Raw genomic sequence first — 22802 nt, 5'->3', positions numbered from 1 at the left:
CGGCCCACACTGCCGGCGCCCCGACGGGCGGCCACCGGCCTTCGGCAAGGTGATCTACAAGCAGCGCAACGTGGTGGATTGCTGCTTCAACCGGCTCAAGCAGTGGCGTGTCGCCGGACGTGCGTCACAGCCGTCTGGCATTCCCGGTATCCGCCGCTTGCCACGCGGATCCGATGACATCCTGAACGCGGGTAGTGCGGTCGCGAGCTCAGGAGAGGCGGGATCGGGATCACGGTGGACGTCCTCTGATGCGTACCGCGTTGATTGTGTTGGCGGCGCTGACGGCGGCCGTGGTCGTGGACGTGGTCTCCGGCGTGCTGATCCGCCGGGCTGCCCGTGGCCGCTACAAGTGGCTGCTGGAACCGCTGCGGCACGCCTGCCGCCGCCCGGCGGCCGCGGTCCTACTGGTCGGGGCGCTGTACTACGCGCTGCCGCCCGGACCGGCCGAGTGGCAGCGTTATCTGCGGCATTCCGTCCTGCTGGTCCTGATCGCCCTCAGCTCGTGGCTGGTGATCAGGACATTGCACGTCGCCGAAGCGGTCTCGTTCAGCAAGCTGCCGAGCGATCTGGTCAAAAGCCGGCGGATCCGGCGGGCCCGGACCCAGATCCGCCCCGTGCGGCGGCTCACCGTCGCCGTGGTCACGGTCGTCGCGATCGGCCTGATCCTGATCACCTTCCGGCCGGTACGCCTCGCCGGCATCTCCATTCTGACGTCGGCCGGCGTGATCGGCGCGGTGATCGGCCTCTCCGCCCGAACCGCGCTCGGCAACGCGTTCGCCGGCATCCAGATCGCCTTCGCCGACGGGATGCACGTCGGCGACGTGCTGGTAGTGGACGGCGAATGGGGCCGGGTCGAGGAGGTGAAGCTGACCAACGTGGTGATCCGGCTCTGGGACAACCGGGTACTCATCCTGCCGACCACGTACTTCACTGAGCGGCCGTTCCAGAACTGGACCCGGAACGAGTTCCGGGTAATCGGCAAGGTCCAGATCCATGTCGACCACACCGCCGACCTGGACGACCTGCGCCGGGAGGCACGCCGACTGGTCGAGTCGTCACCGCTGTGGGATCGAGACCAGTGGGTGCTCCAGATGGTCGACGCCACCCCGCAGACCGTGGTCATCGAGGTGCAGGCCTCGGCCGCGGACGGCGCCAGCGCCTGGAACCTGCGCTGCGACCTGCGCGAAGGACTGGTCGGCTACCTGCGCGACCACCATCCCCAGTGGCTGCCCCGCACCCGCAGCGAGTACCAGCCCTGACCGGCGGCGCCGGCGTAGCCGCCCCAGCGCCGGTGCTCGGTGGTGTCGACCCGCTGCACCTCCGGCCGGCAGGGGTTACTCCTACCCGTACTGGTCGACCGCCCGGTACACATACCGCCAAACTCCGTTGACCTTGACGTACGTCTCGTCAACCGCGACCACGATCACGTCCGGCGGGAACCGGAACCCGACGAACGCCGACGTTGGTCGATGACGTCACTGCTCACGCCTGTCTCGATCTTGCCAACGCTCAATGCTACGGAGCTGTAGGCGCCGGCACGCCTCGCGGGCGGCCCGGCTTTCTCGCATCGACGCTGGCCACACCCTGGATCGGCCGCGCTGTCCGTGGGGCACTTTTTTCAGGTGTCGAACTTAGACATGTTTTGTTACACGGCCGTTATTGACGTGACCGCCGCCACTTCGGTTGACTGCGACGGAACCGCTTCCGCAACCGGTTCCGAAACAACCCCACACCCCTTCGACCCGGGAGCGTGACGTGCCGATCACCATCGCCGATGTCGCCGCCCGCGCAGGGGTGAGCAAGACGACGGTCTCCCGGGTGCTCAACGGCAAGGGCGAGGTGGACGTCCGCACCGCCGACCGGGTCCGCGCGGTCATCAACGCCCTCGGGTACGTGCCGAGCGCCCGCGCGGTCGGCCTGGCCCGCGGGCGTACCCGGGTGGTCGGCATGTTGGTGCCCGCCCTGACCTGGCCCTGGATGGGCGAGGTGCTCCAGGGCGCGGCCGACGTGGTCGAGGCCGAGGGGTACGGCATGCTGCTGTTCACCTGCACCAACGGCGACGAGTCGATGCGGCGGTTCGCCTCCCAGGCCTCCGCGAAGTCCTTCGACGGCCTGCTCGTGGTCGAGCCGGAGGGCACCCTCGACTACATCACCGAGCTGCACGAGCGCGGCCTGCCGGTCATCCTCATCGACGACCGCGGCCACCAGCCCGGCTTCCCGTCGGTGCGCACCACCAACGAGTCCGGCGCGCGAGCCGCGGCGGCGCACCTGCTGTCGCACGGGCGGAAGCGGCCGCTGGTCGTCACCGGCCTGCGCCGCTTCGGGTGCACCCGGGAGCGGCTGGCCGGCTTCGCGAACGGCTACGCCGACGCCGGCCTGCCCATCGATCCCGCCCTCGTCGTGGAGGGCGACTTCACCTTCGAGTGCGGGCGGGCCGCGGTGGAGCGCCTGCTCGCCGACGGCGTGCCGTTCGACGCCGTCTTCGCGCACAACGACCTCTCCGCGGCCGGGGCGCTCCAGGCGCTGCGCGACGCCGGCCGGCGGGTCCCGCACGACGTGGCGGTGGTCGGCTTCGACGACCTGCCCCTCGCCGGGCACACCCATCCACCGCTGAGCTCGGTCCGCCAGCCGTTGCGGGAGATGGGGGCGGCCGCCGCCCGTACCCTCATCGCCCACCTGGCCGGCACGCCGCTGCCCGACACCCCGACCGTCATCCCCACCAGCTTCACCGTCCGCGCCTCGACCGGCACCACCTGACCTCTCCACCGCTGTATCCACCACCCACACCGGCGGGCACGGCGCCCACCGGTGGTAACACCGCACACCCTCCATCCACCACATCCCGCTCGAGGATTGCGGGAGCACCGAGGGAGACCTCCATGAGAAGAAGGCAGTTCCTCGCCGTCGCGCTAGCCGGCGCGATGGCCACCGGCGTCGCCGCGTGCGGCGACAGCCCGAACGCGAACAAGAACAACGGTCAGGCGGCCACGGTGCTGAACGTCGGCATGCCGAACGGCCCGCAGGCCGAAAACAACAACCCGTTCCTCACCACGTCCGCCGCGGCCTCGCTGGGCTACCGCTGGCAGATCTTCGAGCCGCTGATGATGTGGAACCCGGTGAAGCCGGCCGACCCGTTCAAGCCGTGGCTGGCGACCAAGGCCGAGTGGTCGTCGGACTACACCTCGGTCAAGGTCACCATCCGAGACAACGCCACCTGGTCGGACGGGCAGAAGGTCACCGCCGAGGACGTCGCCTTCACCTACAACCTGGTCAAGAAGTACCCGGCGCTCAACGACCAGGGCGTGCCCTACACGGACGCGACCGCCAGCGGCAACGAAGTCACCATCAAGATGGCCAGCCCGCAGTTCGTGAACCAGCAGAAGGTGCTGTGGCGGGTGCCGATCGTCCCCAAGCACATCTGGGAGAAGATCAGCGACCCGACCACCGACACCGTCAAGGAGCCCGTCGGCAGCGGCCCGTACACCCTGAAGTCGTTCACCCCGGCCAGCATGACGCTGTCGGTGCGCGACAAGGGCTACTGGCAGGACCTGCCGAAGGTCAAGGAACTGCGCTACACCTCCTACACGGACAACAGCGCGCAGACCACCGCGCTGGCCAACGGCGAGTCGGAGTGGAGCTTCGTCTTCATCCCCAACTACCAGACCGTCTTCGTGGCCAAGGACCAGGAGCACCACAAGATGTGGGCGCCCGCGATCCTGGGCATCCACGGCCTCTACCTCAACACCACGAAGAAGCCGTTCGACGACCCGACGCTGCGCCGGGCCATGAACATGGTCATCGACCGCCAGGACATCTTCACCACGGCCGAGGCCGGCTACTTCCACCCGCTGGTGAAAAGCGTGACCGGTCTGCCCAGCCCGGCCGGTGACGCGTTCATCGCCTCGGAGTTCAAGGGCCAGGAGCACAAGGTCGACGTCGAGGGCGCCAAGGCGCTGCTCACCGGCGCCGGCTACAAGCTCGAGGGCAACACCCTCAAGGACAAGACCGGCAAGGCCGTCACGATCAAGCTGACCGACCCGGCCGGCTGGTCCGACTACCAGACCAGCCTCGAGATCGTGAAGGACAACCTGTCCAAGATCGGCATCGCCGCGACGGTCGACAAGGCCAACCAGGACGCCTGGTTCCGCAACGTCGAGCAGGGCAACTTCGAGGCGACCTTCCGGTGGACCGAAGGCGGCGCCACGCCGTACGACATCTACCGGACGATCATGGACGGCCGGCAGCTCAAGCCGGTCGGCACCGCCTCCCCCGCGGGCAACTTCGGCCGCTTCAACAACAAGGAGGCGACCGACGCCCTAGTCGCCTACGCGAACGCCACCGACGACGCCGCGCGCACCACCGCGATGACCACGCTGCAGAAGATCTTCGTCGACCAGATGCCGATGATCCCGGTCGGCGCGGACAACATCGGCGGCGCGTACAGCACGAAGAACTGGACCGGCTGGCCCGACGACTCGAACCCGTACGGCGCCATGCAGCCCACCCAGCCCAACGCGCTGGACGTGGTCCTGCACCTCAAGCCCGCCAACGGCTGACCTCGTTAACCGCCTCCCCGGCCGGCCTCCCGGCCGGCCGGGGAGGCGCACCCCACGCTCAGACAGGAACTCGGCATGACGTTGAGCGAGAGCGCGGCGGCGCCGGTCGACGAGGTGGTGCTGGAGGCCGTCGGCCTGACCAAGCACTTCCCCGTCCGCAGGCGGCTGCGTGACCTCTTCTCCCGGACGCCGGCAGTCGTGCACGCGGTCGACGACGTATCGTTCGCGCTGCGTCGCGGCCGGGTGACCGCGCTGGTCGGGGAGTCCGGCTCCGGCAAGTCCACCGTGGCCCGGCTGCTGGCCCAGATCTATCCCCGCACCGCCGGCGACCTCCAATTGCACGGCACGTCGACCCGGGTGCGCGGCGGCCGGCCCTTCCGGTCGTACGTGCGGCGGGTCCAACTGATCCTCCAGGACCCGTTCGCGTCGCTGAACCCGGTGCACACCGTCCGCTACCACCTCACCCGGTCGCTGCGGATCCACGGCAACGCCGGGCGCGGCGCCGCGGAGCTGGAGGCGGCCCTCGCCAAGCTGCTCACCCGGGTCAGCCTGACCCCGCCCGAGCGCTACCTGGACGCCTTCCCGCACGAGCTCTCCGGCGGCCAGCGGCAGCGCGTCGCCATCGCCCGGGCGCTCGGCGCCGACCCGGAGGTGCTCCTCGCCGACGAGCCGGTCTCGATGCTCGACGTGTCGATCCGCCTCGGCGTGCTCAACCTGCTGCAGGACCTCAAGGACCGGCTCAACATCGCCATCCTCTACATCACGCACGACATCGCCTCGGCCCGCTACTTCGCCGACGAGACGATCGTGATGTACGCGGGCCGCATGGTCGAGGGTGGCGACAGCGAGACCGTCACCCAAAACCCGGCCCACCCGTACACCCGGCTGCTCACCGATTCGGCGCCGGACCCCGAGCGGATCACCGGCGACGGCGCCGGCGTCGACGCGGCCGCCGGCGAGGACCGCGGCCAGGGCGAGCCGCCGAGCCTGATCGCCCCGCCCGCCGGCTGCCGGTTCCACCCCCGCTGCCCGCACGCCATGCGCCGCTGCACGACTGACCTGCCGCCGACGCTGACCATCGGCGACCGGCCGGGCCACTGGGCGGCCTGCTGGCTCTACGACCCGGACACCGTCGCCGCCGACGCCCCCGGCTCCGCCGCGCCCGACGCCGACCCGGCCGTGCCCCCGCCCCCGGCGGCCGTCGAGCGGGACGGCACCGCCACCCTGGAGGAGACCCGATGAGATTCCTCCTGCAGCGCACGGCCTTCTACCTGTTCACCGCATGGGCGGCCATCACGCTCAACTTCTTCATCCCGCGGCTGGTCCCGGGCGACCCCGTGCAGTCCCTCATCTCGCGCAACCAGGGCCGGATCAGCGCCGACGCCATCGAGTCGCTGCGCGTGCTGTTCGGCCTGGACGCGAACGACAACGTCTGGGAGCAGTACCTCGACTACTGGGGGCAACTTCTCCACGGCGACCTGGGGCTGTCGTTCACCTTCTTCCCGGCGCCGGTGTCGACGGTGATCGGCGACAGCCTGCCGTGGACGGTCGGCCTGGTCGGCGTCACCACGATCATCAGTTTCCTGCTCGGCACCGCGCTCGGCGTCGGCGCCGGCTGGCGGCGCGGCTCCTGGGTCGACGGGCTGCTGCCGGCCACGACGTTCCTGTCCTCGATCCCGTATTTCTGGTTGGGCTTGGTCGCCATCGCCCTGTTCGCCGGCCCGGGGAGCTTCTTCCCGTCCTCCGGCGGCTACGAGCCCGGCCTCGTGCCGGCGTTCGACCAGTACTTCATCCCGAGCGCGATCCAGCACAGCATCCTGCCCGCCGCCACCATCCTGGTTTCCTCGATGAGCGGGTGGATCCTCAGCATGCGCAACATGATGGTCACGGTCTCCTCGGAGGACTACATCACGGTCGCGCACGCGAAGGGGCTGTCGGAGCGCCGGGTGGCCCTCAGCTACGCCGCCCGCAACGCGTTGCTGCCCAACGTCTCGGGCTTCGCCCTGTCGCTCGGGTTCATCGTCGGCGGCACACTGCTGGTGGAGATCGTCTTCTCCTACCCGGGGCTCGGCTACCAGCTTTTCCAGGCCGTCGGCGCCAAGGACTACCCGCTCATGCAGGGGATCTTCCTGATCATCACGATCTCGGTGCTGGTGGCGAACCTGCTCGCCGACGTCGCGTACCTGCTTCTCGACCCGCGGACCCGAAAGAGCTGAGCAATGACAATCTCTCCGTCGAGCATCGAGCAGGTTATCCCCGGTCAGGGGGCGATGGCCCAGCCGTCGGCCGCGCCGGGCCGGGTGAAGCGGCGCCGCTTCCGGTTCGTCGCCAACGCCAAGGCCGCCACCGGCCTGGCCATCCTCGGCATCTACTGCCTCTTCGCGGTGATCGGGCCGTGGGTGGCGCCGTACGACCCGGACGCGCGCAGCGGCGACGTGCTCCAGCCGCCGTCGGGCACGCACTGGTTCGGCACCACCCACCTCGGTCAGGACATCTTCAGCCAGATCCTGGTCGGCGCGCGCAGCGTCATGGTGGTGGGTCTGGTCGCCGGCGTGCTGGCGACGATCCTGTCGATCCTCATCGGCGTGACGGCCGGCTACATCGGCGGCGCGGCCGACGAGGGCCTGTCGGCGCTGTCCAACGTGTTCCTGGTCATTCCCGCGCTGCCGCTGATCATCATCGTGACGTCGATCGTCGAGCAGGCCAGCGACACCCTGGTGGCGCTCATCATCGGCTTCACCTCCTGGGCGTGGGGCGCCCGGGTGCTGCGCGCCCAGACGTTGTCGCTGCGGCGCAGGGACTACGTCGAGGCGGCCCGGGCGACCGGCGAGCGGACCTGGCGCATCATTCTGTTCGAGGTCCTGCCCAACCTCACCGCGATCATCGCGTCCGGCTTCGTCGGCACGGTCATCTTCGCCGTGATGTCGGAGATCACCCTGGCCTTCATCGGCATCTCGTCGATCTCGTCCTGGAACTGGGGCACCATCCTGTTCTGGGCGCAGGGCCAGCAGGCCCTCGCGCAGGGCGCCTGGTGGTGGTTCGTCCCCGCCGGGCTGGCCATCGCGGTGCTCGGCACCGCCCTCGCCCTGATCAACTTCGGCATCGACGAGTTCGTCAGCCCCCGGCTGCGCAGCGCCGGCAAGACCCGGATCCGCACCGCCGACGGCCACACCGTGCGGATGCGGGTCGGCTTCACCCCAGTGCTGGCCCCGACCCGTGCGGTGCCGGCCCCCCGAGAGGAGCTCGCACCGTGAGCGCGAGGAGTGCAGCGAAGCGGAGCCCCGCAGTCGCGAACGAAGGGAGGCTCAAGTGAGCGATCCGGTGCTGGAGATCCGCGGGCTGCGGGTCGACTACGGGCTCGGTGACGCGGCGGTGCACGCCGTCCGCGACGTCGACCTGGCCCTGCACCGAGGCGAGGTGCTGGGGCTCGCCGGCGAGAGCGGTAGCGGCAAGTCCACCCTGGCGTACGGGCTGACCCGGCTGCTGCCGCCGCCCGGGGTGGTCAGCGGCGGCCAGGTCATCTACCACCCGGTCGACGGCCCGCCGGTCGACGTGCTCACCCTCACCCCGGCGCAGCTGCGGCAGTTCCGCTGGGCGGAGACCTCGATCGTGTTCCAGGGCGCGATGAACTCGCTGAACCCGGTGCACAAGGTCTCCACCCAGCTGCTCGACGTGATCAAGGCGCACGAGCCGAAGAGCACGGCGGCTGGCCGGCTGGCCCGGGCCCGCGACCTGCTCCGGATGGTGGGCATCGCCGCCGACCGGCTGGACAGCTACCCGCACCAACTCTCCGGCGGCATGCGGCAGCGCGTGATGATCGCCATGGCGCTGGCGCTGGAGCCACAGGTGGTCATCATGGACGAGCCGACCACCGCGCTGGACGTGGTGATGCAGCGGCAGATCCTCGGCCAGCTCGCCGAGCTGCGGGAGCGGCTGGGCTTCGCGGTGCTGTTCATCACCCACGACCTGTCGCTGCTGGTCGAGTTCTCCGACCGGATCGCCATCATGTACGGCGGCCGGATCGTCGAGGAGGCGCCCGCCGCCCAGCTGTACCGGCGGGCCCTGCACCCGTACACGGAAGGGTTGCTGCACTCCTTCCCGGCGCTGCGCGGCCCGCGCCGCGAGCTGACCGGCATTCCCGGCTCGCCGCCGGACCTGCGGGCCATGCCCGAGGGCTGCGCGTTCCACCCGCGCTGTCCGAAAGCGTTCGACCCGTGCGACAAGAAGGTGCCGGCGCTGGGCGCCGCCGAACCGGGCCGGGACGTCGCCTGCTGGCTGCATCCGGTCGCCGCCCCGGTCCCCCGCTGACCCCCGCTCCCGTCCGACCGAACGACCCGCTACCGCAAGGAGAACCATGGACACCGACCTCACCCGCTCCACCACCACCGGGCAGGCCGACCCGATCGACACCCTGCCGCCGACCTTCCGGTGGGGGGTGGCGACCTCGTCGTACCAGATCGAGGGCGCGGTGGCCGAGGACGGCCGGACGCCGTCGATCTGGGACACCTTCTGCCGTGTGCCAGGGGCGGTGGCCAACGGCGACCACGGCGACGTGGCGTGCGACCACTACCACCGGATGCCGCAGGACGTGGCGCTCATCGCGGACCTGGGCCTGGACACCTACCGGTTCTCGGTGGCGTGGCCGCGGGTGCAGCCGGGCGGGCGCGGGCCGGCCAACCCGGCCGGGCTGGCCTTCTACGACCGCCTGGTGGACGAGCTGCTGGGCCGCGGGGTCGACCCGTGGGTGACGCTCTACCACTGGGACCTGCCGCAGGAGTTGGAGGACGCGGGCGGCTGGCCGAACCGGGACACCGCCTACCGGTTCGCCGACTACGCGGAGCTGGTCTTCGGCGCCCTCGGCGACCGGGTGAAGACCTGGACCACGCTGAACGAGCCGTGGTGCTCGGCGATGCTCGGGTACGCGTACGGCAACCACGCCCCGGGCCGGCGGAACCTGGGCGACGGGATCGCCGCGGCGCACCACCTGCTGCTCGGGCACGGGCTGGCGGTGCAGCGGCTGCGTGCGGCGGCGGCCACCCCGATCGAGCTTGGCCTGACCGTCAACCTGGCCACCGCCGACCCGGCCACCGACAGCGCGGCCGACCGGGACGCCGCCCGAGCCGCCGACGGGCTGGGCAACCGGCTCTACCTCGATCCGGTCTTCCGTGGCTCCTACCCCCAGGACGTGGTGGCCGACTTGGCCGCCGAGGGAGTCCGCGTCCCGGTGCAGGAGGGCGACCTGGAGGTCATCTCGGCCCCGATCGACGTGCTCGGCGTGAACTTCTACTTCGGGCAGGTCCACTCCGGGGTGGACGAGCAGGGCCGGGACCGGGACGAGCACGGCAAGCCGGTGCGCCGGGTGATCCGCCGGGACCTGCCGCGCACCGCGATGGACTGGGAGATCGTGCCGGAGTCCTTCACCGAGCTGCTGGTCCGGCTGCACCGGGACTACCCGGGCGTGCCGCTGGTGATCACCGAGAACGGGGCGGCCTTCGATGACAAGCCGGACGCCGACGGGTTCGTGGCCGATGACGACCGGGTGGCGTACCTGACCGAGCACCTGCGGGCGGTGGCCCGGGCCCGCCAGGCCGGCGCGGACGTGCGCGGCTACTTCGCCTGGTCGCTGCTGGACAACTTCGAGTGGGCGTACGGCTACGACAAGCGGTTCGGCATTGTCCGGGTGGACTACGACACCCAGCGGCGTACGCCGAAGCGCAGCGCGCAGTGGTACCGCGACACCGTCCGGCGGGTGCGCGGGGAGCGCTGACCCGGCCGCTCGGGGCGGCCGCTCGGGATCTCCGGGCGGCCGCACTGGCGTCCACCGTGCTTCATCGCGGAGCCAAGCAGAAGTGGACCCTCCCGTCCTGAGCTGGGGCCGGGTCGGCGGCACTCGCGCCGCCGGCCCGGTGGCTCAGAGGGTCCGCGACCGGGGCCGTCGCGCCGTCAGCGCCGGCGCCAAGGTCACCCGGACGGCCGGCTCGCGCGGCACGCCGCCGTCGCGCAGCAGCCGGGCCATTGGCAGGGTGGCCGCGCCCATCGCGACCGCGTCCGGTCCGAGCCGGCACAGCTCGATCGAGGTCTGGGCGTACGGCTGGCGCAGCGCGTGCCGCGCGGTGACCTCGCGGATCTGCGGCAGGTAGCGCTCGCCCAGGGCCAGGCCGGCCCAGCCGCCCAGGACCACCCGCTCGGGGTTGAACAGGTTCACCAGGTTCGCCACCCCGGCGCCGAGGTAACCGACCGTCTCGTCGAGCACCTTGGCGGCGGTGCGGCTGGTGGCGCGCAGCAGTTCACCGAAGGCGGTCTCCTCGTCGCCGCCGGTCGCCGGGCGACCGCGGTTGGCCTGGCGGAACCGGTCGAGCACCCCTTCCGCCCCGACGTACGCCTCAAGGCAGCCGAGGTTGCCGCAGCGGCAGCGGCGGCCCCCATACACGATGGTGGTGTGCCCCCACTCGCCGGCGCTGCTGTGCGCACCGCGGTAGCCCACGCCGTTGGCCATCACGCAAGCCCCGACGCCGGAGCCGACCAGGGCAACGACCGCGTGCCGGACGTCGCGGCCTGCGCCGAACCACATCTCGGCCTGGCCGAGGGTCTTCGCGCCGTTGTCGATGTGCACCGGGATGTCGGTGCCGGCGCGCAGCATGGCGCCGAGTGGCACACCGTCCCAGCCGAGGGTCTGCGCGTGCACCACGGCATCGGCGGCGCGCTCGACGGTGCCGGAAACGGCGACGCCGAAGCCGAGCACCGCCGCCGGGTCGATGCCGGCCTGCTCGATCACCGCGGTGAGACCGTGCAGCAGGTGGTCGGTGACCTGCCGGGGGTCGGGCTCGGCGGCGGCGATCGGGTACTCCGCCTTGGCGAGGGCGGTCATCGCCAGGTCGAAGAGTTCGACCTGCACCCGGGTCTCGCCGACGTCGGCTCCGACCAGGTAGCCGAAGCCGGGGGCGACCCGCAGCAGCACCCGGGGGCGGCCGCCGTCGGACTCGACCAAGCCGGCCTCCTCGACCAAGCCCTCGGCGATCATTTCGCCGACCAGGTTGCTCACGCTGGCCAGGCTCAGCGCGGTGGACTGCCCCAGCTCGAGGCGGCTCAGCGGGCCGTCCAGCCAGATCCGGGTGAGCAGGATCGACCGGTTGGCACGACGCATGTCGCGCACGGTGGTGCGTCTGGCGTCCACGTCCGTCGCCATCCTCTCCCGGCCGCCCCGGCGGCCTGCTGCACGCCGTGAACCAAGTGCTGACAGATTACTGTGCATTAACATTTAACAAAGTTAACTGCCAGCCTCCGGCGCATTGATCAGGAGGTATGTCATGCGACTTAGACGTGGGTGACCGCCGAGCTCGGCGGCGTCGCGCTGCTCGCCGCCACGCAGACCGCCCCGGTGACCTGCTCCGCGCTGGCCTGGGCCGAGGGCGTCACCCGGACCGCCGGGAGCCGGCCACCTACGCCGGCCGCCGACCCGGCCGTGGTCGCCGGCTGGATCGCCGAAACCCAGGCCAAACGCCGACGCGCCGAAGCGTGGATCCGAAGCCGGCGAATCTCGGCGTGAGCAGGTTCGAGCCGGCAAGTCAGCTCGGCGTTGTCAGCGCGTACTTGCTTGACGCGGGCGAGGGGCGGTGTCGGGTCAACGGCTGGGCCCCGTCTGCGGTGGCTGGGTTGACCACGACGTCGTTTGACCGGACGTGGCGGTGGAGCGGCACCATGGTGCCTGCAGGCCGACGCGAAGACTTCCAGCCGCAGTGCGGCAACACGGGCGCCCGTTTTAGTTCCTTCTGTTGTTGCCGATCATGAGTGACGCGGACCCCCCTTAGACGCGGACGACGTCCTCGCTGCGATGTTGACCGCCTCGGCGATCGCGACGCCAGCAGCGCCCTCTGGCGCGTCGCCCTCGTCCGCATACGCTGCCACCAACCCACCCGCGACTACGTCGCCCGACGCACCTCCGAAGGCAAGACCAAGACCGAGATCATGCGATGCCTCAAGCGCTACATCTCCCGCGAGACTTTTGCCTGCCTCACCGAGGCATCCGCCGTCCACGGCTAAGCGCCACGCCTGCCAAGATCGAGCCATGCTGCGATCCGTCCAAGTAACGGCGGTCCTGGCCCTCAGCGACTCGCCCTTCCACAACCTGCACTGGAAGAGCGACCTTGAACTCAGCCTGGACTGCTTCATCTGCCAACGAACCGGCCGTACTACAGAATTGAAACACGGCGCAGAACACGGCACCTGCTCCGGTGACAGCAAGACCGGCCAGCACCCCATGGCCGCACGAATCTCCGCTTTCGACCACACCTCCGAACGGGAACGGACGATCCTGCGCGCAGTGGTGGACTACTGGTGGGCGCCTTTCCATGACGCCAAACGGGACCAACCATCGCTCGCCCTGACCCGCGCCCCCTGGGTCCGACTGCACCTTGGCTACCTCTGCCCGGAACCGGTCCAGACGGGCACCTTCTCAACGCAAACCAACCTCGTCCGCCCGCAGACCCACACCTGCGAGCACTGCGCAGAGGCCGTCGCTCACAGCCACAACACGCCTCGCATCCAGCTCCTGACCTAGGTGTACTGCCCGGGCAGGTTGGTTGAGGTCGTGTGACGACACGACCTAATGGATCTTGATTAGCGAGAACCTCCTGTCGTGAGTGGAGCTGCTGAAGGCGACCACACCACAGACCAGGAGGTCCTCGTGTCTCACGCTAACGCAGCGCTGACTCCACGGGCTCGGCTGCGTCTGGCCAAACTCGTCGTGGACCAGGCTCGCCCGTCGAGCGGGCGGCTGAGCGCTACGACGTGTCATGGCCGACCGCGAAGCGGTGGGCGGACCGCTATCGGTTGGCCGGCGAGGCTGGCATGCACGACCGTTCGTCGCGGCCCACGTCGCAGCCAAGGAAGACACCGCAACCCCTTGTCTGCAAGATCGTGCACCTGCGGTGGAAACACCGCCTGGGGCCAATCGCGGTCTTGGCATGGCCTCATCGACGGTGCATGCCGTGCTGACACAGTGCCGGCGCGACTGGACTCCCCGCGAACTGCGGCACAGCTTCGTGTCCCTACTGTCAGACAGCGGCATGAGCCTTGAACAGACCGCGGACCTCTGCGGCCACTCCGGTACGACCGTCACCGAAACCGTCTACCGGCACCAACTACCACGCTGGCGTACGCGTCGCCGTGAACACCGACGTCGCCAGCGGCGCTGCCAATGCCGTGCACGGTGCCGTCCAGGTCGCCGTTCTCGCCGGCGACGCCCGGTCGGTTAGCAGCCCTCGCCTGCCTCGGACAACCGACCGCATCAGCCTACGTCTGAGCTGTCAGTCGTCGTCTTCCTCGCCCCGCGCCTGCGAGTACCCGGCGAGCAGGTCCTGAAGGCGGGTGGCGGTGTCGGCGCTGATCCGGCCCGCGTCGGCCGCGTCGGCGACCCGCTCGCTCAGTTCCCGTATCCGCTTGGCGCGGTCCTTGGGCTTGCCCCGGTCCAGACCGGGGAGCTTGTCCCGCAACTCCTCGGCCGTCTTTGGGTCGATCTCGCTCCGGCTCTCCGCGTTGTCGATCACCGCCGCCAGCTGGGCGGCCAGCTGACGCAGGGTGACCGGCGTGAGCCCGTCGGTCGTTGGCGGAGCGCTACCCGGATCGGACGACCCGCCCGGCGCCTCCGACGCCGGCTGCTCGGCGGGTGTGACGGCGACCGGTGGCGCGGCGGGCGGACTGTCCGGTTCGCCGCCGAGGGTAAGCATTCCGACTACCCCGACAACGAGGGTGAGGCCGGCCGCGACGAGCACCGCGAGCAGCCGATTCGACTGGCGCGACGGGCCTGCCGGCGATGCGGCGCGCACCGGTCGCGCCGTGGGCAGCGACCGGTCGATCAGCGTGGGCGGGTGCGCCGGAGCGACGGCTGCCGGGCCGGCCGGCAGCGTGGGCAGGATCGCGGTGGGTGGGTCGGCCGGCTGGCCGGCGCCGAACCGGGTGGCGAGCTGCGCCGCCGTGGGCCGGCGGGCCGGATCGGCGGCGAGGCAGGCGAGCGTGAGCTCGGCGATGTCGGTGGGCAGGCCGGGGATCCGCAGCGGTGGCACGGGGTTGTGCCGGCCGTGCACCTCCAGCGCGTCCTCCCAGGTCCGCACGGGCAGCGGTGCCCGTCCGGTGAGGGTGCGGTAGAGCAGCGCGCCGAGGGCGTAGATGTCGCTGGCCGGGTTGGGCGGGCCGGCGGCCAGCCGCTCCGGCGCGAAGTAGGCGGGCGTGCCCATCAGCAGTTCGCCGGTCTGCCCCGCCAGCGGGTGGTGCGGGCCGGCGAGCGCGGCGATGCCGAAGTCGAGCACCTTGGCGCCGGTGTCGGTGAGCATGATGTTGCCCGGCTTGATGTCACGGTGCACCACGCCGATGCGGTGCGCGGCGGCCAGCGCCGCCGCGATCTGCCCGGCCACCCGGATCGCCTCGGGCCAGGCCAGCGGCCCGCCGCTGGTGAGCCGGTCGGCCAGGTTGTGCCCGTCGACCAGTTCCATGACCAGGTACGGCACGACTGTGCCGCCGGGCAGGGTCGCCTCGGCGTAGTCGTACACCTGGGTGATGTGCGGGTGGGTGAGCCGGGCGGCTGCGCGGGCCTCGCGCTGGATGGTGGCCCGCAGCTGCGGGTCGACGGCGAACTCGCCGGCGAGTGCCTTGATGGCGACGGGCCGGCCGAGCACCTCGTCGTCGGCGCGCCACACCTCGGACATCCCGCCGAGCCCGATGCGCTCGCGCAGGACGTACCGATCGTGCAACCGGAGGGTGGGCATGAACGGCGACATGGTCATCCAGTCTGCCCGGCCGGTGTCACCATCCGTCAACCGCCCCGCCGCGGCCGCATTAGCCAGCGGGGAGACAGCGTTGGGGGTACGGCGGCCGGCGGTCACCAGGCCACCCATCCGTGCGTACGCCCGCCGCAGCTGCCTTCAGCCGCGAAGGCGAGCGGACCGAAGACAGATTCATCCTGACTGCTGGAAGACAGAAGTCGGGTACTCCGCCGAGCAGGCGGTCTACCTCGTCCTCCCGGGACTGATCAGGATGCCCGAGGTCGGCAATGTCATGACCTTAACCCGCAGTTTCAAAGGCGACGAGTCAGGCGGGTGTAGCGGGTTGGCACAGCAGTTCACCCGTGGCCGGATCCTGGCACAGATAGCGGCTGTCTTCGTGCATCCATCCCCATAACCAGTCCTGCCACAGGGGCTCACCACAGTGCCGGCACTCGGCACCTCGTTCCTGCGGTACCGGATTTGGCATGTGGGTCGAGGTATCTGGCACGCTCGTTGTCACGATCTTCCCTAGCGTTGATGCTCCGTCTTGTCGTACCTTGGCCTTCTCTTGAAGCTCTGACGGGCGGGACCACGGGGGTCGGGCGGTCCCGTCCTGTCCAGGAGGCGGCGCACTCAGCCTTCCTTCTCCACCGGCGTACGACATGGGCATCGTGTTACACAGGCGAGTCGGACGGCAGCCCAACTTGACCCCGCAGACCGTGAAAGCGCAGCTCCCGTCCAGTCGCTGGGACGGGCGAGGTGGACTTCAGCTGATTGTCAGACGCCGGTACAGCAGGGCGAGCGGGGTATCCGGAGACGAGTAAGTCACGACCAGCACCGCCACCGCGAACAGCCGCTTGCCGTAGCGGCTGGTGATGTACGGCAGCACCTTCATGATGGCGACCGTGGTGGCGGTGACGCGAGCCAACGACCTAGGTCACCGGTCAAGCATCTGGTGGGACGGATTCGTCAAGCATGTGTAGGACTAGACAAATCGGCTCGCTGAGCCGACCGCGCGGCCCTCGGGGCGGTCAGTAACGGCCGAGGTTCTGGCTGGGCGCCATCACGATGCGTGGAGAGGTGGCCGGATCCAGCCACTCCAGTACCCGGAGCAGGTCGGACTGCGTCAACGACACACAGCCGGCGGTACCGCCGCTCCCCATGACGTGCAGGAAGATGCCACTGCCGCGGGCCGGGGTGGCTGCCCGCACCGGGATGTTGTAGTTGATGACCGCGAAGTAGTTGTACTGCGGCACGGTCTGCCACAGCGCCTCGCTGTACCCGCCCGGGTCCGTGCCATGCACGAAGCTGTTGTACGTCGACGAGCTGGGATTCTCATCCCAGTAGTCGTTCGCCACAAGCTGGTGGTAGCTGTACTTGACACCAGGATTGCCGTGCACGCCGTACATGGTGGAGCCGATGCCATAGACACCTGTGGGCGTCGTGGCGACACCCTCCACATGGCTGTCGCTGAATCCCTTGGTGCCGATCCGCGCGCTCATCACCCCGAACTTCGGCCGCCACACGCCGTTCACCTTCTCGAACGTCTCGAGGGACGCCACGCTCGTGCCGTAGCCGCTGCTGTAGACGACGATGAGCTGGCGGGTGCCGGCCGGAATGGTGCGCAGTCGGGAGGCGATGTTGCTCTCTGCGGCGGGCGTCGCGGCCTTGCTGGTCGTGACCTGCGACGGCGACCGGTTGGGCGACGGCTTCGTGGACCGGCTCGCCGAGGGCGACGGGGACCGGCTCGCCGAAGCTGACGGGGACCCGCTGGCCGAGGGCGACGAGGAGGGACTTTCGGCGTCAGTCGGGCCGGGAGCGCCGGTCACCGAGGTATCGACCGGAGCCAACCCGGCGTCCACCGTGCCGTTCCGGCCCGGGGTTGCGCAGGACGTGAGTCCGAGCCCGCCCAGCAGCGCCACCGCGATGGCACCGAACACAGCCTGCCTGAACGGCGTTCGCATTCCTACTCCTCCAATGGTTCTTGATGTCCGCCAGTCGTCTACCCGGAATGCGACCGCGACTCGGGGGACTCTTGCCGCGTAGTTGGTCTGAGGTGTCGCAGGTGCGACCCTCGCGAACGGCGAGGGCCGCGCTGGAGATCAACTGGCTCCACTCATCCGGCGTCGTCGGTCTGGCCGGCGTTACGTATGAGGGCGGCGCTCGCCGGATCGAGAGCATCGTCGGCGACGGGGAACGACCCGGGCGAGCTTCGGCCGCCATCGTTGATGTCAACGAGTGGTGTCAGCCGCTCCTGTCGGCTCCCTGCCCGCTGCTGGTAGAACCTCGCTGCACCACGCTTGTGGCCCTGCCGTCGACGTACCGGACCAGTTGCGGGCGTTACGCTCGGCGGAAGTGCCGGTCCGGGCTGTGCGTTGTCCGAGCTGTTCGGCAACGTCTTCCACCAGGGCACACGCTGGGGGGCGAGCTGTCACGTGGTGCCGTTCCTGGTGGCGCTCGCCGACGACCCGAACACCCCGGACCGGGCTGCGGTGACTGCCCTGCTCCCGTTCGGTAGTGCTCGGCGACCGGCGCGACGACGAGCTGCCGTTCGACCCCGGCGGCACTTCGTCGCGCGGAGCGCATCCACCAGGCCTTCGAGTACGGTGGGTGAACACGCATGGCCGAGAACAGCACGCCTCAACGCGGCAGAGGACGCAGGCGGCGCAGGTGGCGGCGCGCTGCGGAGGACTCATCCGTAAGATCCCCACATGCAGCGGCAAGATTGTTCCGCTCTCCTCGTTCTACGGCGCCACGCCAGCACTCTCGGTTACACAAGAACGACCTCGGCATGAGGGACTCGGCCCGGCGCCTGGCCCGGCCCTTCAGCCGGTGAGCGCCGTTCAGTACGGCAGAGCCCGGCCAAGTTGCTGGGCGTAGCCGCGGTGTGCGATGAGGATCGCGTCGAGCCACCGGACCAGCATCTCGTCGGCCCGGAGCACCCGGGTCGTCTCGGCCTGGAAGGACTCGCGGTCGTAGTGGTAGGCGGACTCGACGTCGGGCTGCGCGGCGAGTGCGTTCTCCAGGTAGTCCTCGACGATGGACCCGAGGTTCGGCTGGACCAGATGGCCGACCTCGTCATCGAAACCGAGGCCCCACCGCAGGCCGTCACCGGTCGAGACGTAAATCTGCGCCACCAGGTCCGCGCGGGCGATCGAGTGCTCGTCCCGGGTCTCGTCGGGGCCGGCCAGGCCGATCAGCTCGGCCGGGAACCGGTCGAGGACAGCAGCCGCCGTGGGAAGATCAGCGAGCTGGTCACCGCGGTAAGCCACGCTGCCCTGGCCCGGGGTGCCGCTTTCCGGCTCGACGCCGGGCACCGCGAACGGCGGGAAAGCACTCATTTCTCAGTCCTTCGTATCGGAGGCCGTGTCGCGGGACGGGCCGGAGCCCGCCCCGCGACACCTGGGATCATTCCACCGGGAAGTGGATGGTGAACGGGATCTTGTTGTTCTTCAGGCAGTTGAACAGCATCTCGGTCATACCGAGGTCGTTCACGTTGGGCTGACCGCTACCGCTGCCGACGAAGTGCCAGTGGACGCCCTTGACACCCTTGCCCTTCATATCCGGTTTGCCGGCGTTGGCCGCCTTGATCTTCTCCTGGTTGTCGGGGTTCATGTACCAGGCATCCTTCTCGCACTGGGTGACCTGCTCCAGGATCCGGCCGTCGCCCTGGGCGAAGCCCGACTTCACCTCGTGCAGGATCCAGCCGTCGGCGAGTTCCTCGCCGAAGTCGGCGTCCCGGCCGCCCTTGAACCTGTCGTCGTCCGGCCTGGCCAGCGGCAGCTGCGGCCGGCCCACCTTGCCCTGGCTGGCCATCAGCTCGTTGAGGATCGTCTCGCCGTCCTGCCAGCCGTACGCCCAGCGCAGGTTGGGCCCGTCGACGTGCGGCGCGTCCGGGTCGGTCATCATCTCGTGGGTCCGCTTGAGGTCGGTCCGCTTGCCGTTGAGCAGCCGGTCGAAGGTCTTCTTGCTGATCCATCCGTCGGGGACGGCGGAGGCGGTCACGGCGAACGCCGCTGCCGCGTCCTCCGCGACGATAGCGTTGTAGACCTCCGGCATGATGAGCTCGTAGGTGAGCTCCTTGACGGTGTCCGGGATCTTGTCGTACCGGGCGACGTAACGCGCCGCGTCCATCAGGCGGTGCGCGTACTTCGTGACGAACTTCGCGACCTTGGCCGGGATGGCAATCGCGTCGCCGACGTACGGGACGAGCCCGAGAACGTTGAAACCGACGCTCACCCAGTCGCCGTGGATGATCGCCGCGACGGTGTCGCGGATGTCCGCCAGCGTGCCGGTGATCCAGCCGACCACCGGGATGACGCTGGACGCGCTGGCACACAGGTTGCCGGCGAGCCAGGCCATCGAGTCCTTCTCGGCGAAGTCGCCGGCGAACATTCCGAGCAGGAAGTCGGTGACGTACGTCCACCTGCTGATCTGCTCGTCGAAGCGGCCCGGGTGCAGACCCTTCGACTCGGCGTTGGAGATTTCGTAGTCGTCACGCAGGCCGTCGTTGTCGGTGTCCTGGTTCAGCGCGCTGATCAGGTAATCGAGCTCGACACTGTCGGAGAGGCCGTCGCCGTCGGTGTCCACCTTGGTCGGGTCGGAGCCGAGGTCCTCTTCCGCGAGGTCCCGCACGCCGTCGCCGTCCGTGTCGATCGGCGTGGGGTTCGGGTTGATCGGCTGGCCGTCGCCGGGGACCGGCGGGGCACGCGGCTGGTCGGGAACCAGCGGGTTGGTGCCCTTCGCCACCTCGGCGCCGTCGTTCAGGCCGTCGCCGTCGGTGTCCGCCTCGGTCGGGGAGGTGCCGAGCCGCTGCTCCTCGAGGTTGGTCAGCCCGTCCCCGTCAAGATCCTCGGCACCGTCGTTCACCGTGTCGTTGTCGGTGTCGTACGCGTTCGGCCGGGTCCAGCCGGCCAGCGCCGTGATCTCGAACTTGTCGGTGAGCTCGTCACCGTCGGAGTCGGCGAGCAGCGGGCTGGAGCCGAAGCGCAGCTCCACCACGTCGACCACACCGTCGTTGTCGTGGTCACCCTCGTACGTGATGCCGAACCGGGTGAGCACCCGGAAGCCGCTCTCCCAGGCGTCCTCGGCCTGGATGGTGGCGGGCACAACGTTGGCCTTGACAAGCATCTCGTCGGCCTTGGCCAGGTCACCCTTGGCCGCTTCGAGGTCGGCGAACGCCTCGTCGACGCCGGCCGGAGCGGGCGGCGGAGGCGGGCTGACCCGGCGGAACGGGCCGATCGTCGCCTCGGCGTCCTGGATCGCCGCGTCGGCCAGCAGCCGGACCCCGGTGAGCGCCTTGACCAGCGCCGTGACGTGACCCTGCTCGGCCTCGCCGCTGGGCGGGCTGGCGCCGGTCATCCGGCTCTTGAGGAAGGCCTCGAGGTGCTTCAGGTTGTCGAACGCCGCGGCGGCGTCGGCCGGCCCGTTGAGCCGCGCGCCGTCGAAGTACCGGCTCTTGACGTCGGCCTGCACCGGCTCGAGCCGGCTTTCACCGAGATCGTCACCGACATACGGGCGCAGCGCTTCAGTGCCCTCGATGACGGACGCCTTTGCGTCGACTTGGTACCTGGTGGTCGGGATCTTGGCGATCTCGACCTGCCAGAGCGGCGTCTCGGCGGCGGCCGCCGGGGTGCCGAGGAGGGCTATCGGAGCAACGACGGCCGCGGACAGCGCGGCCGCCATTCTCCGGCGTAGTTGTGTACCACGTCTCACAATTTTCCCCCAGTGTGTGGCGAGTCGCCCAATGAACCCTTTTTCGACCTGGCATCGAGCTCGGCGGCACCGGACCGCAGAACAGCGCCGGCCACTGCCGGCCCCACCGCGTCGAAGAGGTTCAACGTGGGGGGAATCGTATAGAGCCTCAAATATATTTAGCAATATGAGTGGGCTGGTGGCCTGCGGAAACTTAAGCAGCAGGCAGACGTTGGGGAACCGGCAGGCGTCACTCGCCCGGCTCATCGCGCGGTGACGCGAGGTAGCTGTCCTCCAGGCCCGGATCCATCGGGCGGGCCTGCGCGCTCGGCGCCGCCGACGCCACGATCCGGTACCGCATGCCGTCCTCGTGCGGCAACGCGGACACCACCGTGCCCTCGGCGGGCGGCGGGCCGTCCGTGACCACCGACCAGACACGACCCTCGGCCCGGCGGGTGAGTTCGTCGACGGTGCCGCGGAAGATCAGCCGGCCTTTGGCGAGCAACGCCACCTCCCGGCACGTCTGCGCGATGTCGTCGACGATGTGCGTGCTCAGCAGCACGGTCCGCCGGCCGGCGAACTGGGACAGCAGCGTACGGAGGCGGATCCGCTCCTCCGGGTCGAGTCCCGCGGTCGGCTCATCCACGATCAGCAGTTGCGGATCGGCGAGCAACGCCTGAGCGATGCCGACCCGCTGCCACACCACGCCGGAGAAACCACGCAGCCGGCGGTCGGCGTGTTCGGTCAGCGCGACCACCTCCCGCAGTTCCCCGACACGCCGGCGCCGCGCCGACCGGTCATCCATGCCTTTGAGCAGCGCCACATAGTCAAGGAACTGGCGCGCCGTCAGGTCCGGGTAGACGCCGAGATCCTGCGGCAGTTAGCCGAGTTCTCGTTGCACGGCGGTGCGCCCTGTACCCGTACCGATGCCATGTCCGCCGACCGCTCCGTCCGCCTGGTGGTCGACACCCAGCGAGAGGTCTCAGCTGTCACGATCGCTCGCGACTGGTGCAGCCGGCTCGGCCCCAGCGGATTCGCCGATGCGCTCTTCGGGGCGTACGCCGCCGCCGTGCAGGCTGCCCTCGAACTGGCGGCGCTCCTTCATCTGCAGACGGAGGAGAGCGCTCCTGCAGCGCAGGACCAGGAGCCGCTCGACAGGAGCCCCGATCGGGACGTCAACGAATACACGTGGCTGCGCGACACCCGGCGAACGCTTTCCGACCTTGACGCAGAGCTCGACGCTGCGACTCGCTTGCACAGGCGGACGGATGAGTCGAGCATGACGAGCCCCAACGGCTGCCTGACGTTGCACATCCGCGGAGGCGGTATCACCGGCATCGTCGGCGACGTCAGGCGGATCGCACGGGCAGACGCGGGTCAGCTGCAATTCGAAGCCCGTTCCCTCTTCCGCGCGTTCGCGCTGGCCAGCGCCAGACGGACTGGATCGTGAGGTAGTGAGATGGCTGAACTGAACGTCATCGCCGATTCGCTACGCGACGAGGGACGTAAATGGCTGACGCTGTCGGACCGGGTCGCCGCCATCAAGGTCGCCGCGGAGCAGCTGCACCTCGACCCCTCGGCCTTCTTCATTGGTGACGCGAACGTCCTCATCCACTCGCTGGCATACAACGACTTCCACAACTTCATGGTCGCCGTTCTGAATGGAGCGTGACCGAATTCGAACAGGTGGGCAAGGCCCTGCGGCACATCGCCGACGAGTACGACCGGGCCGACGAGATCGTCTCACTCGGCCTCAACAAGATCTACAAGGCCTGGCGACCCACCGCGCGACGTT

20 protein-coding genes and 3 pseudogenes are annotated in these 22802 nt (G+C 69.7%); 14 read left to right on the top strand and 9 right to left on the bottom strand.

Translation table 11 applies throughout. From position 1 onward, the window contains the following. Positions 1-248 precede the first annotated feature (248 nt). Positions 249-1259 (top strand): mechanosensitive ion channel family protein, encoded by a 1011-nt coding sequence (locus tag JOD64_RS26390; RefSeq protein ID WP_204944711.1) that lies wholly within the window; start codon positions 249-251, stop codon positions 1257-1259. An 81-nt stretch (positions 1260-1340) separates the two neighbouring features. On the opposite strand, the gene JOD64_RS33995 is transcribed toward JOD64_RS26390, so the two are convergent. Then, positions 1341-1421, bottom strand: coding sequence for a DDE-type integrase/transposase/recombinase (locus JOD64_RS33995; protein WP_372434253.1), 81 nt, complete (start codon positions 1419-1421; stop codon positions 1341-1343). Positions 1422-1755: 334 nt separating this feature from the next. On the opposite strand from JOD64_RS33995, the gene JOD64_RS26380 reads away from it, so the two are divergent. The 7 genes from JOD64_RS26380 to JOD64_RS26350 all read left to right on the top strand — a co-directional run bounded on the left by JOD64_RS26380 (position 1756) and on the right by JOD64_RS26350 (position 10323). Beyond that, positions 1756-2757 (top strand): LacI family DNA-binding transcriptional regulator, encoded by a 1002-nt coding sequence (locus JOD64_RS26380; RefSeq protein ID WP_204944710.1) that lies wholly within the window; start codon positions 1756-1758, stop codon positions 2755-2757. Positions 2758-2879: 122 nt separating this feature from the next. Next, positions 2880-4556 (top strand): ABC transporter substrate-binding protein, encoded by a 1677-nt coding sequence (locus tag JOD64_RS26375; protein WP_204944709.1) that lies wholly within the window; start codon positions 2880-2882, stop codon positions 4554-4556. Positions 4557-4631: 75 nt separating this feature from the next. Next, positions 4632-5798, top strand: coding sequence for an ABC transporter ATP-binding protein (locus JOD64_RS26370; RefSeq protein WP_204944708.1), 1167 nt, complete (start codon positions 4632-4634; stop codon positions 5796-5798). Next, positions 5795-6772: an ABC transporter permease gene (locus JOD64_RS26365; RefSeq protein ID WP_204944707.1), complete on the top strand. Its 978-nt coding sequence runs from the start codon at positions 5795-5797 to the stop codon at positions 6770-6772. The genes JOD64_RS26370 and JOD64_RS26365 overlap by 4 nt, the downstream gene beginning before the upstream one ends. A gap of 3 nt (positions 6773-6775) precedes the next feature. Further along, the gene (locus tag JOD64_RS26360; protein WP_204944706.1) at positions 6776-7810 is read left to right on the top strand and encodes an ABC transporter permease; all 1035 of its coding nucleotides are present in this window, start codon (positions 6776-6778) and stop codon (positions 7808-7810) included. 55 nt (positions 7811-7865) lie between these two features. Further along, positions 7866-8864 (top strand): ABC transporter ATP-binding protein, encoded by a 999-nt coding sequence (locus tag JOD64_RS26355; protein ID WP_204944705.1) that lies wholly within the window; start codon positions 7866-7868, stop codon positions 8862-8864. A gap of 46 nt (positions 8865-8910) precedes the next feature. Continuing rightward, the gene (locus JOD64_RS26350; protein WP_204944704.1) at positions 8911-10323 is read left to right on the top strand and encodes a GH1 family beta-glucosidase; all 1413 of its coding nucleotides are present in this window, start codon (positions 8911-8913) and stop codon (positions 10321-10323) included. Positions 10324-10467: 144 nt separating this feature from the next. On the opposite strand, the gene JOD64_RS26345 is transcribed toward JOD64_RS26350, so the two are convergent. Then, entirely contained in the window at positions 10468-11700 is a 1233-nt protein-coding gene (locus tag JOD64_RS26345) for an ROK family transcriptional regulator (protein ID WP_239559664.1), read from the bottom strand. 180 nt (positions 11701-11880) lie between these two features. Here JOD64_RS26345 and JOD64_RS26340 point away from each other — a divergent pair, with 180 nt between their 5' ends. The 4 genes and pseudogenes from JOD64_RS26340 to JOD64_RS33225 form a co-directional block, all read left to right on the top strand. Next, positions 11881-12102 carry a hypothetical protein gene (locus tag JOD64_RS26340; RefSeq protein WP_204944702.1) on the top strand — a complete coding sequence of 74 codons (222 nt, stop codon included), beginning with the start codon at positions 11881-11883 and terminating at the stop codon, positions 12100-12102. Between the two features lie 519 nt (positions 12103-12621). Then, the gene (locus JOD64_RS26335; protein WP_204944701.1) at positions 12622-13113 is read left to right on the top strand and encodes a hypothetical protein; all 492 of its coding nucleotides are present in this window, start codon (positions 12622-12624) and stop codon (positions 13111-13113) included. 126 nt (positions 13114-13239) lie between these two features. After that, positions 13240-13558 (top strand): annotated as a pseudogene (locus tag JOD64_RS26330) (helix-turn-helix domain-containing protein); the annotation flags it as partial. Positions 13559-13561: 3 nt separating this feature from the next. Further along, positions 13562-13810, top strand: a pseudogene (locus JOD64_RS33225) (hypothetical protein); the annotation flags it as partial. A gap of 51 nt (positions 13811-13861) precedes the next feature. On the opposite strand, the gene JOD64_RS26320 reads toward JOD64_RS33225, so the two are convergent. The 7 genes and pseudogenes from JOD64_RS26320 to JOD64_RS33990 form a co-directional block, all read right to left on the bottom strand. Then, the gene (locus tag JOD64_RS26320; RefSeq protein WP_307813672.1) at positions 13862-15433 is read right to left on the bottom strand and encodes a serine/threonine-protein kinase; all 1572 of its coding nucleotides are present in this window, start codon (positions 15431-15433) and stop codon (positions 13862-13864) included. Positions 15434-16079: 646 nt separating this feature from the next. Beyond that, entirely contained in the window at positions 16080-16208 is a 129-nt protein-coding gene (locus JOD64_RS33600; RefSeq protein ID WP_275581598.1) for a hypothetical protein, read from the bottom strand. A 136-nt stretch (positions 16209-16344) separates the two neighbouring features. Then, positions 16345-17277, bottom strand: a complete 933-nt coding sequence (locus JOD64_RS26315) for a L,D-transpeptidase family protein (protein ID WP_204944699.1) — start codon at positions 17275-17277, stop codon at positions 16345-16347. 879 nt (positions 17278-18156) lie between these two features. After that, positions 18157-18654: a hypothetical protein gene (locus tag JOD64_RS26310; protein ID WP_204944698.1), complete on the bottom strand. Its 498-nt coding sequence runs from the start codon at positions 18652-18654 to the stop codon at positions 18157-18159. Positions 18655-18721: 67 nt separating this feature from the next. Further along, the gene (locus tag JOD64_RS26305) at positions 18722-21028 is read right to left on the bottom strand and encodes a hypothetical protein (protein ID WP_204944697.1); all 2307 of its coding nucleotides are present in this window, start codon (positions 21026-21028) and stop codon (positions 18722-18724) included. A 229-nt stretch (positions 21029-21257) separates the two neighbouring features. Continuing rightward, positions 21258-21653 carry a P-loop NTPase family protein gene (locus JOD64_RS33220; RefSeq protein ID WP_239559663.1) on the bottom strand — a complete coding sequence of 132 codons (396 nt, stop codon included), beginning with the start codon at positions 21651-21653 and terminating at the stop codon, positions 21258-21260. Positions 21654-21695: 42 nt separating this feature from the next. Then, positions 21696-21830, bottom strand: a pseudogene (locus JOD64_RS33990) (ABC transporter ATP-binding protein); the annotation flags it as partial. A gap of 108 nt (positions 21831-21938) precedes the next feature. Between JOD64_RS33990 and JOD64_RS33215 the strand changes: the two are divergent. Both JOD64_RS33215 and JOD64_RS26295 read left to right on the top strand, forming a co-directional pair. After that, a complete protein-coding gene (locus JOD64_RS33215; protein ID WP_372434197.1) occupies positions 21939-22457 on the top strand; it encodes a hypothetical protein in 519 nt (172 codons plus the stop codon). A 9-nt stretch (positions 22458-22466) separates the two neighbouring features. Next, a complete protein-coding gene (locus tag JOD64_RS26295; RefSeq protein WP_239559661.1) occupies positions 22467-22679 on the top strand; it encodes a hypothetical protein in 213 nt (70 codons plus the stop codon). Positions 22680-22802 lie beyond the last annotated feature (123 nt).

This window comes from Micromonospora luteifusca, assembly GCF_016907275.1.
GTDB classification, from domain to species: Bacteria; Actinomycetota; Actinomycetes; order Mycobacteriales; family Micromonosporaceae; genus Micromonospora; species Micromonospora luteifusca.
Note: the sequence above shows the minus strand (reverse complement) of the source record. Positions and strands in the feature narration are given on the sequence as shown.

Bases quoted from the DNA above. Each gene is read 5' to 3' on its own strand.
- JOD64_RS26295 (WP_239559661.1), top strand. From the start codon at position 22,467: ATGGCTGAACTGAACGTCATCGCCGATTCGCTACGCGACGAGGGACGT.
- JOD64_RS33600 (WP_275581598.1), bottom strand. From the start codon at position 16,208: ATGAAGGTGCTGCCGTACATCACCAGCCGCTACGGCAAGCGGCTGTTC.
- JOD64_RS26365 (WP_204944707.1), top strand. From the start codon at position 5,795: ATGAGATTCCTCCTGCAGCGCACGGCCTTCTACCTGTTCACCGCATGG.
- JOD64_RS26370 (WP_204944708.1), top strand. From the start codon at position 4,632: ATGACGTTGAGCGAGAGCGCGGCGGCGCCGGTCGACGAGGTGGTGCTG.
- JOD64_RS26315 (WP_204944699.1), bottom strand. From the start codon at position 17,277: ATGCGAACGCCGTTCAGGCAGGCTGTGTTCGGTGCCATCGCGGTGGCG.
- JOD64_RS26360 (WP_204944706.1), top strand. From the start codon at position 6,776: ATGACAATCTCTCCGTCGAGCATCGAGCAGGTTATCCCCGGTCAGGGG.
- JOD64_RS26335 (WP_204944701.1), top strand. From the start codon at position 12,622: ATGCTGCGATCCGTCCAAGTAACGGCGGTCCTGGCCCTCAGCGACTCG.
- JOD64_RS26390 (WP_204944711.1), top strand. From the start codon at position 249: ATGCGTACCGCGTTGATTGTGTTGGCGGCGCTGACGGCGGCCGTGGTC.
- JOD64_RS33215 (WP_372434197.1), top strand. From the start codon at position 21,939: ATGTCCGCCGACCGCTCCGTCCGCCTGGTGGTCGACACCCAGCGAGAG.
- JOD64_RS26310 (WP_204944698.1), bottom strand. From the start codon at position 18,654: ATGAGTGCTTTCCCGCCGTTCGCGGTGCCCGGCGTCGAGCCGGAAAGC.
- JOD64_RS26350 (WP_204944704.1), top strand. From the start codon at position 8,911: ATGGACACCGACCTCACCCGCTCCACCACCACCGGGCAGGCCGACCCG.
- JOD64_RS26375 (WP_204944709.1), top strand. From the start codon at position 2,880: ATGAGAAGAAGGCAGTTCCTCGCCGTCGCGCTAGCCGGCGCGATGGCC.
- JOD64_RS26345 (WP_239559664.1), bottom strand. From the start codon at position 11,700: ATGCGTCGTGCCAACCGGTCGATCCTGCTCACCCGGATCTGGCTGGAC.